This is a genomic window from Streptococcus sp. HF-100 (genome assembly GCF_015594635.1).
GTDB lineage: Bacteria > Bacillota > Bacilli > Lactobacillales > Streptococcaceae > Streptococcus > Streptococcus vaginalis.
Window position 1 is genome coordinate 108,330 of the sequence record NZ_JADNQV010000003.1, and the last position, 13,852, is coordinate 122,181.

Genomic DNA, 13,852 nt, shown 5'->3' on the forward strand with positions numbered 1-13,852 from the left:
TTAAGCTCCTTTAATATATTCATAGTGCGTGTTCCCTTCTTTATCAGGAAACGCAGTAACAGTTGTCTCATAACCTACCGTTTCACCGTCTTTATAGGCTACTTCTCCGATTTCGGTTACTTTTCCTTGTGGAATAACAATCCGTTTGAGTACACCACCTTTAAGGATAACCTCCACAACAAGACAATGTTCTTTTAATTCAGTAGAATTTGCTTTAACAGTGATACCTGTCGCTAGTTCTCCCGTTACGTTAGTGTCTCCATAAATTTCTTTAAGCACTGCCAAGTTTAGCGCTTCGATTAGTGTGAAACCAAATGTATCCTTTTTCTCAGTTTGAGAAGAGTTGACCACATCGCCGCCCCACGCCTTAATGTCTTCCGATTCTGGGCTATTCGTGTTAGTAAGTCCGTCCTCTGAGATGTAACCCAATGATTTAAACGCTGTATTAAGAGCTGTAGTTGCATCTGTTGGAAGTTCAGTACCTAATGGCGCAGAGTAAATTGCCCCACCGACTTTAGGTTTTGCGGTTGTTACATGTGATGAATTTGACATCTTATTCTCCTTTTCGATTTTAATAATGGTTAATATCAAATACTGCTTGATACCGGTAAGATTTCGTTTCGGTATCAGTATAGTTATAATCGCTATTTAACGAGACACCACTAATATCATCTAGCTCTATCAAGCCTTCAACAACATCTTTGACTTCTTCGTTTAATAGCGCAGCATCGTGCATAGACTTAGCGTAACTCTGAAAAGCAAAAGTTGACGACTTCAACTGATTTCTCTTGCTACTACCCGTCTTTTCTATCACGACATATTTATCAGTCATTTTCGCCTGATGTTCAAAAAAAGACGGCACAGTTAAATGACCGTCAAAGTATTTCTTGATGATAACTTCAATCATTTAACGCACCGCCTTTAAAAGTGTATTGTTTTTGAGATTATCTTTCTTAGCTTTGCGAGTTTTAGCACTCACCATTGCATTTGCACGATTGCGTCCAATATGAATGTCCTGCTCGTAGCCATCACCGCAGCGATTCTTGATATTGCTTGCATGTTTTGTCAAAACTGTCTGCATAGCAGATGATTTCATCAACTCTGCCACTCCTGCACGATTAAGCTTAAATTTTATATTACTCATAATGTTCTACCATCACTTTCTTATTCCACTCAAGCGGAATCAACTCCTCGATTCCCTCAATGATAGGACCAAATACACGCCACTTTTTACCAAAAAAGTGAACCTCTTTGTCTTCCCACTCGTGTATATCATCTTTTGGAATTCCAAGAGTATAAACAGCTTTTTTTCCGGTTAAGTTCAGTTGATTAACAATATCCTCTGATTGTGTAGGACTAACTAAGACATTTTCTACTTTAATTTCTTTATTTTCAAAAACAGGAGCACCGAATGGATCGGTACTCGTTTTTACCTTATCAATCAAAATGATAGTGATACCTTTTATGTTACTCATAGAAATTTATCACCCCATATCTTTGTTTTTTTAACCCCAGTCGCCTCAATTCGCTATCTTTGATAAATAGACCACCTCCAGGAACCAAATAAGACCCACTCCAAGAATAGCCTAGAGCACTCTCAGAAATTTGAGTCATTGGCTCTTGGTCTGTAGCCGTCATCAAAGTTCGAGCGACTACGTCAACCGTTACAGATTTCACAACGTTGGCATAATCTGAATCCGCTTCAACCAGCTTATCCAAATCTTTATCAACCTTTCTGGCTTCCACTCTCAGAGAAGCAGAGACAATTTTCAACAGTGCTTTGGCTCGCTCCTGTTCATCAGGCTTTAAATTGCGCCACAATTTCTGCAGCTCATCTACTGTTGCAAAGTCTTCCACCGTGCACCACCTTTCAAAAAGTTATTTAGTAACTTCAGAAGTGCTAAGCTTCTCAACCAATTCTACCAATTCTGCCTTTTTAGCCTTCTTGTTGTATTCAACGCCGTTTTCATCTAAAATCTGCATAAGAGCAGCATTAGTTAAGTTTTCAACTGGATTATATTCATTACTTGGCACCCAATCTCCACCGGAAATAGTGCCGTTTGTTTCAATAACGGCACCTGTTTTTTTATTGATGTACTCCATAATTACCCTCCAGTTTTAATAATACGAGCAAAGCTCGCAGCATCCATGATGCTCCAACCAATATATGCTTCACAACGGATGTATACTTGGTTGTATCCTTTGAGGTCACGTCCACTGTTGTCTGGATCACCATATTGAATGATTTCCATTGGAACTTGTTTAGCATAACCCCACTTAAACATCGTTTCAAAATCACCAACGATAGCCGTATTTTTAGGATCGGTTTGACTATAAGAAGTCGTCCGGTTTTTATCAACTTTCAAACCGTTAATAGTGTCTGGCACACTACCCCAAGCCAAATCTGGATACAATTTACCACCTTGTGCATTTTTAACTTTAGAAAGTGCTGTTGTGAAAATTGGGTCTAGTACTGCCCCTGTAATATCACGTTCTGCTCCGTCAATTAAACCAACAGCATCCTCCATATTTGCATCAGGGTCAGCAGCAGTAAATTCAACTGTTTGAGTAACTTTTTTATCAAAACAGTTATTTCCAATAATAGATGATTCTTGTTTTGTGCGTGGGTTAATACCATGGAAAGCCATGATGTCAAGACCACGAGCTAATTTTTTAGCAAATCCGTCTACAAAGTCACTAAGCATATCAATTTTCGCTTCTTCTGAAGCGTACAAAAATTCATCAGACACACGAGAACCGTATTCAACTTTCAAAGGTACGATTGTGACTGGTTCAAGAGAAACACCACCATGAGTTTTCTTTCCGTTTTCAGCCACAATATCAATATCTGAATCAAAATCAAACGTAAATTCTTTTTGACCATTAAACGGAATTGGTTTTTGTGGTGATAATTTTGCAAGCGACGAGTGTCCTTTTACTTTGCTAATTACTTCAGTTACTAGTTGCGGATCAAATAATGTTCCCTTTGATAATTCTGTTGCCATATTTTATTTTCCTTTCAGTTTTCAATAGTTAAGTTCTGAACCATATCACGATAAATTGCTCGCTTATCATCTTCATCTGTTGGAAGAGTAGGTTCATTTGATTTCATCGGTGCTATTGGTTCAGTTCGTTCCATAAAGCCTGCTAGACGCTCTGCATCTGCTTTGATTGCTTCCTCATTATCACCAACCAATCGATCAGCAAGGTCAATTGGCAAGCCATTTTTCAAAGCAATGCGAGTTCGTAAGCTTGCCGTCTTATAACCAGCTACTTGCTTCTTCAAGCCTTCAATTTGCTTGTCGTAATCTGCAGCGCTAGCCTTACTTGTTTCAGCAGCTGATTTTAACGCACCGTTTTCTGTTTCCAATTCCGTCACACGAGTTTCAAGTTTTTCATAATCTGCAGCTTTTTGCTTAAGCTCATCATAATCACCGTACTTCTCTTTTTGGCGTGCCAAACGCTCACCGATAATACGGTCTAACTCATCTTGTGTTTCAATTGTTTTAAATTCAGACATATCACTGTCTCCTTTCTCCTGCTTTCCCGGCAGTTCGGTAATTTTTGAGCACTAAAAAAGCCGCTCTACAGCAGCTCTCTTAATAACTAATTTTTTGCTTTTTCTTAGGCTTAGTAGTCGCACAAGCCCAGTGCGCAAGCAAAGCACTATCCATAAGACTAATATCCATATCATTAAAATGAGACCGATAGCCAAAACCACCATTTGAACCAATGTTTCGCTTATCGCAATTTGTCGCAACTCTACTAAGTGATGGTTGCCCATTGTGACAGATAGTATTCTGATAAATCCCTTGTTCCCACAGAGAGTTAGCAGTGATGATTTCTCTGACAGTTGGTAAGATTACATTCTTAATCTTATAATCTTTCAACTCATCATCTAAAACTTTTTGTCCACTGGCGCCATCAACTACAATTTGTGCCACATCCGCTTTTTTCAGAAAAGCAACTAACCAATGATTACCATTTCTTACAGATTGACAATCTATTGTCTCAATAAAAATTCGTTTATCTGTAGTCCGTACAGCAATACTCATAGATACATTCGTACCATCTTGACCGTACTTAATACCAATAAATAAACGTCCTGATAGCTTCGGCATTTTATCAACTTTGAGTGCATTCCATTCCGTTTCAGAAATAGCAGATTTTTGATTATATGTTGGCCAGAATCCCAACCGCTGAACGTTGTGATCCAGTTTATCCTCACCAAGTTCAGCTTCAATTTTCCTCTCATTTAAGTGGAAACCCATTGAGGGATTGGAATTGTACCAAGCATCAACGTCATCAATCTCTTTTTCTTCATCCACGGACCATTCAGCCCAGCCAGAGTATTTCCCTTTCCCAAACAGACAAGCATCGCGATATTTCGTAAATACCGTACCGCTTGAAACTGGTGTCGGAGGAGTACCACACATGATAGTCATCGGATTATCACTATCAGTCACCGTGTACTTAAGTGCTGATTCTTGTTCCGTTGTATACTCCTGCGCTTCATCAATGATAAGCAAGTCAAAACCTTCACCAAGACCGCCATTTGACGTCCTAGTACGGAATTGGACGACTCCACCAGTTTTATAAAGTTCAATACGTTCCTGACCTTTAGCACGAATAGAATTAAAATCCTCGCCGTCCACATAACCCATTTTTTCCAAATATCGCTTCACTTTTTCAAATGAAGAATGAGACGTACTAATTCTATGGGCAGTATGAAGCATGTTCAACCCACGTTCAAGTCCCCACAATTCAAGAATATAAAGAATTTCACTCTTACCATTCCGTCGAGGAATAGAATAACCGAACTTCTGATGTACCCACAGCCCATTCTTATCAACAGCCATAATAGACTGTAATAAATTTTGTTGCCACGGATAGCTAGAAAGTCCGGTTCGCTCATAAATCTCAATAGCCTCTTTAGCTAATGATTTCTTCTTAGTATATGGAATAATTACCGATTGGGTAGGATTCTGATTGCCAAGCTTTTTCTTAGTCCTAGCCATAACCTTTCCTTTCAATCGTCATTGCATGATAACCCTATCGCTGGGAGATATTGGATCACCTCCTAATCTTTGATAACGCGATTGGAAACTTTAGCGTACACATCTACATAAGTTTCTTCCTTATCGCCATTGTGGGTAACTTCTGCATAATCACCACACTTATCGCTTGACGAGATCGCATTAGTGCTTACAAGGGCTTTCCAATTTTGCAAGGTTTTACTAAACCAGACAACAAAGCATTCCTCTGCTTTAATTTCACGATCTGACAAACGTGAAAATTCTTGTGATGCCAATTGTTTTGCTTTTTCTAACATAGCTTCTCCTTTCTTTAAGCATAAGAAAAGCACCTAATAAAATTAAGTGCCTTGTTAATTGATTTTTACCGACTGGATATCAGACTCAAGAAATTCAATGTAATCAGAACCAACCTTGACAGTTAAAACATCCTCTTCAGTTTCATTAGTATCTGCATCACAGTAATGAGCCATGCCAGACCAAGATTTTCCATCTATATCCACTAAAAGTACCCTTTGATTATTGTATTGCAATAAATTCATGATTATTTCTCCTTGTAATAGATTGGGACAATGTGAACGCCCGTCTTACTGTAATGAATTGTCATACCATTAATTTCTTTCCCAGTATAAATATCAATTCCTAAATGTCGTCCAGCAGGTAAATCGATATTTTCCTTGAAAGTTCGTGAACCATCTCGATTTTTTCTCAAACGCCCAGACATCTTGTATTTATCATACAAAGCTTGAACGTCAACATCATCATAGAAATAGCTCTTACCTTTCAGCACAGTTGACTGAACATGCCTTGCCTGCTTTTCAGGATTAACCTTGTCCAACCACACACCAGACTGAAACTTCTCTTTGATGAATACCTTGTCCATCAAATGCTCATATTTTTCACTATCATTATACTTCATTTCCTGAAATTTCGCTAATGAAATTGGACCATTTTCACGACCAAGAGCAGCTTTGACACGTTTGAATTCACGTTTATCATCAGCCCTAAAATTATCCTTGACATCTAGTCTCTGTTGTTTCAAATCTTCACGTTTAGATCTCGGAGACCGATGCCATTTCTTTGACCAAGAATTTTGTTTCTTTCCGTTTTTTGGATCGTAGTCAATTGTACAACGACAACGTTGATGACGACGGTAAAAATTAGCAGGTTCCTTCCCATACAGATAGAACCCTACCAAAGACTGGCACCAGTCGCAACAGTGCCCAGTAGAGCGGCGCTCAATAGTCGGTTCCAACCCTACACTACGATGAAATTCCGCATTTTTCTCAATAAAGTCGTCTACAATAGACTGCGTAAAATTAACAATCGGCTCTTGCAGAATCCATTGAACATCGTCAAAAGCTTGTTCAGATGAAATCCGATTGACAATACCATCAATCCTATCTTGATTTAGTCCAGGTACTTGAGTTTTAAGATGGATATTTGCTTTTTTGTTCAATTGTCCTTGAACATCACTAGCATATTGACTCACAAGCTCATAATTTCGTCCTAGCGTCTCCTCTAAGAGCCTTTTTGCAATATTGTAATACATTTTACCGTTTGGTAGTTTATCGGCGCTTACAGAGCTTTTTAGAGCCTTAGAAAGAATTTCCCCGATTTCAATCGCGAAATCATTGACCGTTAAGTAGGTCGCTTTTTTAGCCTTCAAAGCCTCAAAAGCTTTTCTTACTACCTCGTTCTTACCATAAGAGCTTTCAAAGTCACTCTGCACAGCTTGGAGCAATTCCGGAAGAACATCCTTACTCATCTATTTCCTCTTTCTCTTGTAAAAGAGCAGGAGCGATATTATCGGTTCCTTTGATCCCCGTCAAATCCCGAATTGTTTCACCGTCAATATAACCAGGAATTGCTTGGTTTAATTTAATAGCACCATCTCCAATCAAAGTTAAAGTATTTGCATCCGCTTCAAATAGTGGCTCCCATTTAACAATCGTATTTACAAACTCACTACGTAAATAAAGAAACTCATCTCTCAAACAAACAGCCACATAAGCTACATTCAACAAACCAGAACCAAGACTGCGCTGCGCCTTACGACCAGCTAACCGAAGATTTTCATGACTGGCCTTAATAGCTTCAACAGACGACGGATTATCGGACACAAAACCAAGGTCATCCAGTGTCAATCCCATTTCACCAGCAAATCCAGCAGCTGCCGTTCTGAGTTGTTCCGTAAATGGTGTCATGCTTGAAGTCGTAAACTGTCCTACAACTGGTTTTTCACCATCATCATCTTTAGTAAATGTCAACATGCTTGTGATAGTGGCTTTCCAGTTATCCATTGGTTCAGCATCTTGACTTAATCCTAAAACATATTTTTGAGGATACGAATAAAACTCAGCCGTAACATCTGCACGTTCAAGTGTTCTCTTGGCATATTTCTGATAATACATACCTGCCCTTGTAATACGACTACGTCCAAACGTTCTTACTGCATCCGGTCGGTGAATGACCGGCACTAAAAGAGGAACACCCGCAGGATTGTGAATACTATAAGGCTTTCCTTCTTTGGGATAATACCAAGTTATATCTGGCGTGAAATATGCTTCAAGAAGTGGATTGCCATATTCATCCCGCTGTAACACCGCATAACCTTCCGTCAACAATCCCGTAATAGGATCTAAAATACCAGTCGCATTACTTGCCTCAATAACTTGTAATCGAGGCGTATCTTCTTCACCCTTAGAAATATAAACAAAACAACAAGAACCAATCAAAGCTGACAAAACCACGCTATCAAAGAAAACATCAGGATTATTTTGTCTAAAAATTTCATTCACTTCAAAATCATCATTTGTAAACTCTCGAAAAACCAATCTGTCCGCAAGACTATCAACACCTTTAGCGGTCCACCCAAGAACAGCCCTATAATTCATACGGACAGCAGGAGGAATCGTAATTCCGATAGATGTATCATGATACTTCATTGCATATTGCTTATATCTCATATCCACTCTTGATTTATAATTAACCAGCTTTTTTCTAAGATATCCCATACCTCTTAAACTCAAATTTGTTTCTCCTTTCGATTTTGGCGCGAGAAAAAATGTACAGTGACGGCGTGAAGGGCGGCGCCTTCCAAGGGTAGGGGGTTACCCCCCTCTGTACTTCGACCAGTCTTGCGTTTGTGGAAGATTGCGATTTCCAATCGTTTTCCCTACGCTAGCTTCGGTTTGGTTTGCATACAGTTTATCTGACTTCTGCCGATTGCATTGCCAATGCGCCAACTGTAGATTCTCTATAGCTGATGGATGACCACCTTTTGCTATCGGGATGATATGGTCTATCACAGGACTCATCGGGTCAGGATACTTTAACTTCTTGTTAACTAATTGACCACAGATTCCACAGTGTGTGCTTGACTTCAGCAGTCGCTTTTTATTCTTCTCAAACGCAACTCTATGCGGTCCGCTCTTATCAGCTCTTAGATTTACCATAAGAACTCCTCTTTAAAAATAAAAGGGCAGGGTACTTAATAGCACCTCACCCTCAATTCTTGATAATACTATAATAGCACGTTGAAACTGTCATGCGCTGTCAATCACTGTCATTACTGTTTTTTACTGTCATTTACTATCACGGCATCAAGTTCTCCAGTAGCCACGCGCAGCAATCGAAAATAGGTACTCTCACTGCAATTCAACTCATCCATAACCTGCCAACGTGTCATCTTATCGATGTAGACCAAGCTTAGTATCGCTTGACTATCCGTATTCTCCAGGGAATCAATTAATCCCTGCAGTTCTCTCTGTTTTCTGATTGCTTCGGCTGTATTCTGCTCAAGCTCTTCCTTAGCAGTCAGCAACTCAACATAGATATCATCCTGCTTGCGCTTGATACCTCCGGACACTTTATCTGCAGAGAATCTTGTACTAGATAAAAGTGAGGCTTCGATTTTATCTCTACGTCTAATCAAGCTTGCAATGTATAAATCTAGGTTTCTCAAATCTTTTAAAATAGCCTTTGCCTTCACTTTTAACTCCTTTGTGATATAATATAAGTATAGTTGTTACAAGGAGTCAGCCAGGCGCTGACTTTTTTTAATACTGATTTAAAATTTCTACGACTTCACTATATTCAATCGGAAGAGTAACGTTTTTTTCCTCATACGAAAACAATCTTGGTATTTTCAGGAAGATCATTGTTCGTCTTGAATCAACAGCTTTAATGGTTGAGATATGTTTAATCAATTCACGTTTTAAAGCTATGCTGCCAAATTTTATAAATCTAGGCATTTCTTTTCTGACAATCTTTATTTTCCCGCTATAAGGTCTACGTTTAGGTTTCATTCCTGTACTTCCTCTACTTCCCAGCCAAGTACATCAGCAACTTTCTGCGCTTCTTCCTTGGTATCAAATTTCTTGACATAATTCATAATCCCCGGCATTTCGTCAGCAAGTATGACAATTTCCACGTCTTCTTGAAATTTTTGAAAATATAAATGTTTGCCATCTGTGACTACATACCGTTGTTTCTTCTGCATGCTCTCAAGCGGGTCATCTAATAGTTTCAGATCATCAATAACAATTTCAGTTTCGATTTTAGTAACACCGACATTTAATAAAGCACTATATTGTCCAATCAATTCTCTTTTATTCATCTTAAATTCCTTTTATTCATATTTTTTGCATAAAATCATAGCGTGACACTGCAACATTTACTTTCAAAACTTTTATTTTATATAAAACAAGAATGGCTCTATAATAGGCTTTGTAGCTATTCTTATTTTTATATACTCTTTTTATTTAATATTAATGTTGCATTAACTATTTAATCATCTATAAGACCAGTTATATCAAGGGCTAGAGGGTGCAACATTTCATTTTTTTGAAATTCGTAAAAAACTCCACCTTAAGCCTTGATACACTTGACCTCAATGGGTGCAACATTAATAATGTTGCGGTAATGTTGCGTAATGTTGCAGTAGCCCTATTTTGCAACATTACAAGCAAGAGATGCAACATTTACTTTATTGCATATTTTTACGAAAATATCCACGTTGTGTTTTACCACTTAAACGACGATTCGCATATTCCCAATCACCATCATTATCCATCATCAACTTGATTTTCTTGGCCAACTTACTTCCTCGTGCCGTATCTACATCAAAGACATTCTTTAAAATGTCCCTAGTAGAGACTGCTTCCTGCAGCACCACTCCGTGTACTGGATTACCGACCTCATCACGATAGATTTGATTATTGAAATAAGAGTAGGTAAATTGATGCCGCTGCACCATAGACATATCCGACCAGTTGGACGGAACCAACATATCCAGATATTCATAGATTTGCTCTTCTTCCTCGTCCTTGTAAGCAAACTGCTCTTTATAGGCTTTCAGCTCCTGCTCAACCTCTTCATCGAAAGTCAGACTAAAGCCTTTTTTGTATAGAGCCACAGCCTCGCCCCAAAGTTGAAGAACATCTTCTTCCGTCATATCAAATGGCCGCATAAATTGATTATCTGCATGAACCAATACTGGCAGGAATCGACGTTCACCGGTTTTGTCCCTTAGATATTCAACCTCGTTGCTGGTCCTAGCAATCACGAAGTTCTTAGGAAATTTCTCCGATCTCCGGCCGTATGCTTTCCGAAAACGCAAATCCGTTTTCGTGACAAAGGCCTTTAATTCTGCAAAGGTGGTCTTTCTTGATGCAATCATCTCGTCGTCATTAACGATTAAGGACTTAAGCATAATCTCATAATTATCCTTATCAAAGAAATCTTTAACAGAATCTGTGTACCAGTCCATTCCTATCTTTTGCAGAAAAGTTGTCTTTCCTGTTCCTTGGCCACCGACCAAGTCTAGTACGTAGTCAAATTTAACGCCAGGAGTGAAAACTTTGGCCACCGCGCCGACAAAGAACATCGTTGCGATCCTTGAAACATTAATATCGTCTTCTGCACCTAGCCAAGTTTGAAAAACCTGGTTCAATCGCTCCTTGTGGTCCCACTGCTGATAAGCACGTTCCATGTATTCAGAAACTGGATTATAGGATTTTTCTGCAAAGAATGTTGCAATCCCGTCTGATAAGGCTTGACGTTTAAAGACAACCCCAAAATGATTCTCAAGATAAACACTAAGCACCGCTTCAAAATTCCCAGGTAATTCACCTTTTGGAAGTTCGACATTATCAAGCTTGATGTCGGCCACAATCTCGTGTTCTTGAGAAAAGGAATTATGCCTTAAAAAGTCATTGAGGCGCGTGTCACTCTTGAGAGCTAGCAGCACATTTCGCGGACTGTCTGAGACGATTACATCAATTTCTTCTTTCTCGCCCTGGTCATTGACAATCTTTTTCTTCGTCCGCTTAAATTGAGCCATGGACATTTTTAAAATCTCACCAATGATACTCACCTCCTCATGTCTTTATTAATCATACTCATCACCGTCCGCTCAAGTTCTTTATCAGGTAGCGGATCCAGACTGTTATTGTTTGCTATCTGAGCCAACTGCAGAACAAACTCTGCTTCTACATGCCTAGACAGCAAACCGCCCGTGAATTTGGCCAAGGTATCGTTTCTGGTTCCCTCACCACCAAATCCAATCGCAATCATTTCAAATAGCTCTGTTGTTCTATTGCGTTTTCTGTTTGAATAATTTTGATAGCGTAACTGATCCAGATCATTGACCTTGTTCTTTTTTAAGTATTCCGATTTGATAGCCATGACCAGCGCCCTGCTGGCCGTGACCATCGTGCCGCCCTCTTTTGATTTATCAACGTCCCACTCATATTTCCCTTTTTTTGTTTTCGATGGAGCGACTAATACATAGTTATTAGGATGAGCTTTGACATCAACACCAGGTAGAAAGCCAATCATTTGGCTCATGGAAACATCCGGATGTTTGAAATAGAAGATGTGTTTACCCCCGCTAGCAGTTCGAGCTTGCAGCGTTGGCGTTATCAAGTTCAGATGTTCCCAATTCTTTAAAGATTCAAAGCCATTATGTTTACCGTGTAAATCAATGTCGATGACAAAAAACTTATCTGTCCGAACTGCAATATTAGCATCAGGATACTGCGACCAAAAATCCTCTATTTCCTGCGCAGTCATGGCCGGCTTATCTGCAAAAGCAATCATCGGTTTCTTGCTAGTTGGACTAATAGGAATAACCGAAAATCCCTTTTTCTGATAAGCTAAGGCATGTTCTTTCATTCCCATCTAGTACCTCCCGTTAGAATGGCAGATCATCATCCGATATATCCATCGGATTGCTATTGTTATTTTGTTGATTGCGACTTTCCAAAATTTGGAAGTTTTCCGCTACGACTTCTGTCACATAGACACGTTGACCTTGCTGATTTTCGTAGTTACGCGTCTGAATACGACCGGTAATTCCGATAAGAGCTCCTTTTTTAGCCCAATTTGCAAGATTTTCTGCCTGTTGGCGCCAAATTACAACATTAATAAAGTCTGCTTCTCTCTCGCCACTTTGATTTTTAAAGTTGCGATTAACAGCAAGAGTAAAAGTTGCGACCGCTTGATTTTGCGGCGTATAGCGAAGTTCGGCATCTCGGGTCATCCGACCCACAAGTACAACGTTATTTATCATTTATTCAATTCCTTTCACTTTTTTCGTTTCTTCAATCAACTGTTGAGCGGTCTTCAACTGACCAACTGGTATCTGTTCAATTTTCTCAACTCCCATCAGACCAACGAACCATTTTCCAATGGTAATAACTGGTGCATTAGTTGATTCTGCAATATATTTGATATCCTCACGCAACTTCTTAGCCTGAGCGCCTGTGATGAATTTCTTATCATTAGTTGGCTTTTTAGCACTTTCATTTGATTTAGCCGCTGACTTACTTGCCGCTTTGTTTGTAGATTTTTGATCTGTCTGTTCAGCGTATTCATCTGTGTCAGGATCCTTGTTGTCATCAATAGCAAATAAACCATTCAAAGCGTACTTACGCGCATAGCTGGATGCTGTACCTGTTATTTGGCTGCCGTCCATCTTTTTTTTTGTTTCTTCTTCACGCGCTAATGCTTTAGATCCGATAGCCTCACCTTCAGCGTAGAGTGTGACAGAAGCCTCAACATAATGGCGCCCCTCGATATAGACGATATCATCACTCATAGTGATTGCCGCCTTATGCTTTTTTAAAATCGGTTTTAGAGCTTCTAGGATATCCTCTGCACTTCGATAATTGTATTTTCCGAAAGAGTTATATTGACCCTTTGGAGCAACCAACTCACTTTGGATTGACTGCAATACTCCAAATATTTTTCCCATGTTAACTCCTTTTAGTCAAACAACCCTCTCAAAAAATCACGAGTAAGCTTATCAGGCTGCTTTTCAATCTCTCGAACTTCGCTACCGTTTGGATAAGTTAATTCATACTCAGCTTTAACTTTGACAACTTCACAACCAAACATTTTAGCCATGCTTTTGAATTGCATTTTGTCTTCTTCGTATTTTTCGAGAGACATGAACAAAGCGTTGGCAAGATTATCCGTGTAATCTGCTTGGTAGGCTAATGTTCCGCGATCCTTAAACAATTTTAAGAAAGACCCTGTTTCTTTTCTACGCAATACAATAAATTCTTGATTCATTTTCATTTTGATTCTCCTTAAATTTGATAACCTTCTGGGTATTTTGGAGCAAGAGGTCTGTAGTTAGATTCTGCTTTCTTTCCACATTTCTCGCATTCCATATTTGGGACCACGTTATTATGATAGTTTGCGTCATCATATCCGCTATCAATTTTCATGAAGCCACAATGTTCACACTCATATTCTGCTGTGAAATCTCTTCGGTATTGACTGATAATTTTTTTAATTCGCATTCGTTT

Annotated in this window: 23 protein-coding genes; all 23 read right to left on the bottom strand. The window is 39.1% G+C overall.

Features of this window, described 5'->3' with window-relative positions; all coding sequences use genetic code 11:
* The 23 genes from IYQ23_RS04250 to IYQ23_RS04360 all read right to left on the bottom strand — a co-directional run bounded on the left by IYQ23_RS04250 (position 1) and on the right by IYQ23_RS04360 (position 13,846).
* A complete protein-coding gene (locus tag IYQ23_RS04250; RefSeq protein ID WP_195674186.1) occupies positions 1-552 on the bottom strand; it encodes a phage tail protein in 552 nt (183 codons plus the stop codon).
* Between the two features lie 19 nt (positions 553-571).
* Positions 572-907, bottom strand: a complete 336-nt coding sequence (locus IYQ23_RS04255) for a hypothetical protein (protein ID WP_195674187.1) — start codon at positions 905-907, stop codon at positions 572-574.
* The gene (locus IYQ23_RS04260) at positions 908-1,144 is read right to left on the bottom strand and encodes a hypothetical protein (RefSeq protein WP_070811634.1); all 237 of its coding nucleotides are present in this window, start codon (positions 1,142-1,144) and stop codon (positions 908-910) included.
* Complete coding sequence (locus IYQ23_RS04265; RefSeq protein WP_195674188.1) at positions 1,137-1,475, bottom strand: hypothetical protein; 339 nt, start codon at positions 1,473-1,475, stop codon at positions 1,137-1,139. Before IYQ23_RS04265 ends, IYQ23_RS04260 begins: the two co-directional genes overlap by 8 nt.
* A complete protein-coding gene (locus tag IYQ23_RS04270; RefSeq protein ID WP_195674189.1) occupies positions 1,468-1,857 on the bottom strand; it encodes a phage Gp19/Gp15/Gp42 family protein in 390 nt (129 codons plus the stop codon). The genes IYQ23_RS04265 and IYQ23_RS04270 overlap by 8 nt, the downstream gene beginning before the upstream one ends.
* Before the next feature lie 21 nt (positions 1,858-1,878).
* Positions 1,879-2,103 carry a HeH/LEM domain-containing protein gene (locus IYQ23_RS04275; RefSeq protein WP_229311930.1) on the bottom strand — a complete coding sequence of 75 codons (225 nt, stop codon included), beginning with the start codon at positions 2,101-2,103 and terminating at the stop codon, positions 1,879-1,881.
* A gap of 2 nt (positions 2,104-2,105) precedes the next feature.
* A complete protein-coding gene (locus IYQ23_RS04280) occupies positions 2,106-3,005 on the bottom strand; it encodes a phage major capsid protein (RefSeq protein WP_192208596.1) in 900 nt (299 codons plus the stop codon).
* A 14-nt stretch (positions 3,006-3,019) separates the two neighbouring features.
* Entirely contained in the window at positions 3,020-3,520 is a 501-nt protein-coding gene (locus IYQ23_RS04285; RefSeq protein ID WP_195674190.1) for a capsid assembly scaffolding protein Gp46 family protein, read from the bottom strand.
* 79 nt (positions 3,521-3,599) lie between these two features.
* On the bottom strand, positions 3,600-5,018 hold the full coding sequence (locus IYQ23_RS04290) for a terminase (protein WP_195674191.1): 1,419 nt from the start codon (positions 5,016-5,018) through the stop codon (positions 3,600-3,602).
* 62 nt (positions 5,019-5,080) lie between these two features.
* Positions 5,081-5,332 (bottom strand): DUF6275 family protein, encoded by a 252-nt coding sequence (locus IYQ23_RS04295; protein ID WP_195674192.1) that lies wholly within the window; start codon positions 5,330-5,332, stop codon positions 5,081-5,083.
* Positions 5,333-5,386: 54 nt separating this feature from the next.
* Positions 5,387-5,575, bottom strand: coding sequence for a hypothetical protein (locus IYQ23_RS04300; RefSeq protein WP_049512345.1), 189 nt, complete (start codon positions 5,573-5,575; stop codon positions 5,387-5,389).
* Positions 5,576-5,577: 2 nt separating this feature from the next.
* Positions 5,578-6,801, bottom strand: coding sequence for a polymorphic toxin type 50 domain-containing protein (locus tag IYQ23_RS04305; protein WP_195674193.1), 1,224 nt, complete (start codon positions 6,799-6,801; stop codon positions 5,578-5,580).
* A complete protein-coding gene (locus IYQ23_RS04310; protein ID WP_195674194.1) occupies positions 6,794-8,065 on the bottom strand; it encodes a phage portal protein in 1,272 nt (423 codons plus the stop codon). The genes IYQ23_RS04305 and IYQ23_RS04310 overlap by 8 nt, the downstream gene beginning before the upstream one ends.
* Before the next feature lie 81 nt (positions 8,066-8,146).
* The gene (locus IYQ23_RS04315; protein ID WP_195674195.1) at positions 8,147-8,491 is read right to left on the bottom strand and encodes an HNH endonuclease; all 345 of its coding nucleotides are present in this window, start codon (positions 8,489-8,491) and stop codon (positions 8,147-8,149) included.
* A gap of 113 nt (positions 8,492-8,604) precedes the next feature.
* The gene (locus tag IYQ23_RS04320) at positions 8,605-9,027 is read right to left on the bottom strand and encodes a DUF1492 domain-containing protein (RefSeq protein WP_195674196.1); all 423 of its coding nucleotides are present in this window, start codon (positions 9,025-9,027) and stop codon (positions 8,605-8,607) included.
* A gap of 67 nt (positions 9,028-9,094) precedes the next feature.
* Complete coding sequence (locus tag IYQ23_RS04325; RefSeq protein WP_195674197.1) at positions 9,095-9,343, bottom strand: hypothetical protein; 249 nt, start codon at positions 9,341-9,343, stop codon at positions 9,095-9,097.
* Positions 9,340-9,654: a hypothetical protein gene (locus tag IYQ23_RS09535; protein ID WP_229311931.1), complete on the bottom strand. Its 315-nt coding sequence runs from the start codon at positions 9,652-9,654 to the stop codon at positions 9,340-9,342. The genes IYQ23_RS04325 and IYQ23_RS09535 overlap by 4 nt, the downstream gene beginning before the upstream one ends.
* Before the next feature lie 369 nt (positions 9,655-10,023).
* Entirely contained in the window at positions 10,024-11,412 is a 1,389-nt protein-coding gene (locus IYQ23_RS04335; protein ID WP_324253112.1) for a virulence-associated E family protein, read from the bottom strand.
* A complete protein-coding gene (locus IYQ23_RS04340) occupies positions 11,409-12,218 on the bottom strand; it encodes a bifunctional DNA primase/polymerase (protein ID WP_195674198.1) in 810 nt (269 codons plus the stop codon). Before IYQ23_RS04340 ends, IYQ23_RS04335 begins: the two co-directional genes overlap by 4 nt.
* A 13-nt stretch (positions 12,219-12,231) precedes the next feature.
* Positions 12,232-12,609, bottom strand: coding sequence for a single-stranded DNA-binding protein (gene ssb, locus IYQ23_RS04345; RefSeq protein WP_195674199.1), 378 nt, complete (start codon positions 12,607-12,609; stop codon positions 12,232-12,234).
* On the bottom strand, positions 12,610-13,293 hold the full coding sequence (locus IYQ23_RS04350) for an ERF family protein (protein ID WP_195674200.1): 684 nt from the start codon (positions 13,291-13,293) through the stop codon (positions 12,610-12,612).
* Between the two features lie 11 nt (positions 13,294-13,304).
* Positions 13,305-13,619 carry a hypothetical protein gene (locus IYQ23_RS09540; protein ID WP_229311932.1) on the bottom strand — a complete coding sequence of 105 codons (315 nt, stop codon included), beginning with the start codon at positions 13,617-13,619 and terminating at the stop codon, positions 13,305-13,307.
* Between the two features lie 11 nt (positions 13,620-13,630).
* Entirely contained in the window at positions 13,631-13,846 is a 216-nt protein-coding gene (locus IYQ23_RS04360; protein WP_195674201.1) for a hypothetical protein, read from the bottom strand.
* Positions 13,847-13,852: the final 6 nt, after the last annotated feature.

Bases quoted from the DNA above. Each gene is read 5' to 3' on its own strand.
- IYQ23_RS04305 (WP_195674193.1), bottom strand. From the start codon at position 6,801: ATGAGTAAGGATGTTCTTCCGGAATTGCTCCAAGCTGTGCAGAGTGAC.
- IYQ23_RS04275 (WP_229311930.1), bottom strand. From the start codon at position 2,103: ATGGAGTACATCAATAAAAAAACAGGTGCCGTTATTGAAACAAACGGC.
- IYQ23_RS04360 (WP_195674201.1), bottom strand. From the start codon at position 13,846: ATGCGAATTAAAAAAATTATCAGTCAATACCGAAGAGATTTCACAGCA.
- IYQ23_RS04300 (WP_049512345.1), bottom strand. From the start codon at position 5,575: ATGAATTTATTGCAATACAATAATCAAAGGGTACTTTTAGTGGATATA.
- IYQ23_RS09535 (WP_229311931.1), bottom strand. From the start codon at position 9,654: ATGAATAAAAGAGAATTGATTGGACAATATAGTGCTTTATTAAATGTC.
- IYQ23_RS04250 (WP_195674186.1), bottom strand. From the start codon at position 552: ATGTCAAATTCATCACATGTAACAACCGCAAAACCTAAAGTCGGTGGG.
- ssb (WP_195674199.1), bottom strand. From the start codon at position 12,609: ATGATAAATAACGTTGTACTTGTGGGTCGGATGACCCGAGATGCCGAA.
- IYQ23_RS04315 (WP_195674195.1), bottom strand. From the start codon at position 8,491: ATGGTAAATCTAAGAGCTGATAAGAGCGGACCGCATAGAGTTGCGTTT.
- IYQ23_RS04265 (WP_195674188.1), bottom strand. From the start codon at position 1,475: ATGAGTAACATAAAAGGTATCACTATCATTTTGATTGATAAGGTAAAA.
- IYQ23_RS04285 (WP_195674190.1), bottom strand. From the start codon at position 3,520: ATGTCTGAATTTAAAACAATTGAAACACAAGATGAGTTAGACCGTATT.
- IYQ23_RS04280 (WP_192208596.1), bottom strand. From the start codon at position 3,005: ATGGCAACAGAATTATCAAAGGGAACATTATTTGATCCGCAACTAGTA.
- IYQ23_RS04350 (WP_195674200.1), bottom strand. From the start codon at position 13,293: ATGGGAAAAATATTTGGAGTATTGCAGTCAATCCAAAGTGAGTTGGTT.
- IYQ23_RS04340 (WP_195674198.1), bottom strand. From the start codon at position 12,218: ATGGGAATGAAAGAACATGCCTTAGCTTATCAGAAAAAGGGATTTTCG.
- IYQ23_RS04260 (WP_070811634.1), bottom strand. From the start codon at position 1,144: ATGAGTAATATAAAATTTAAGCTTAATCGTGCAGGAGTGGCAGAGTTG.
- IYQ23_RS09540 (WP_229311932.1), bottom strand. From the start codon at position 13,619: ATGAAAATGAATCAAGAATTTATTGTATTGCGTAGAAAAGAAACAGGG.
- IYQ23_RS04325 (WP_195674197.1), bottom strand. From the start codon at position 9,343: ATGAAACCTAAACGTAGACCTTATAGCGGGAAAATAAAGATTGTCAGA.
- IYQ23_RS04255 (WP_195674187.1), bottom strand. From the start codon at position 907: ATGATTGAAGTTATCATCAAGAAATACTTTGACGGTCATTTAACTGTG.
- IYQ23_RS04295 (WP_195674192.1), bottom strand. From the start codon at position 5,332: ATGTTAGAAAAAGCAAAACAATTGGCATCACAAGAATTTTCACGTTTG.
- IYQ23_RS04290 (WP_195674191.1), bottom strand. From the start codon at position 5,018: ATGGCTAGGACTAAGAAAAAGCTTGGCAATCAGAATCCTACCCAATCG.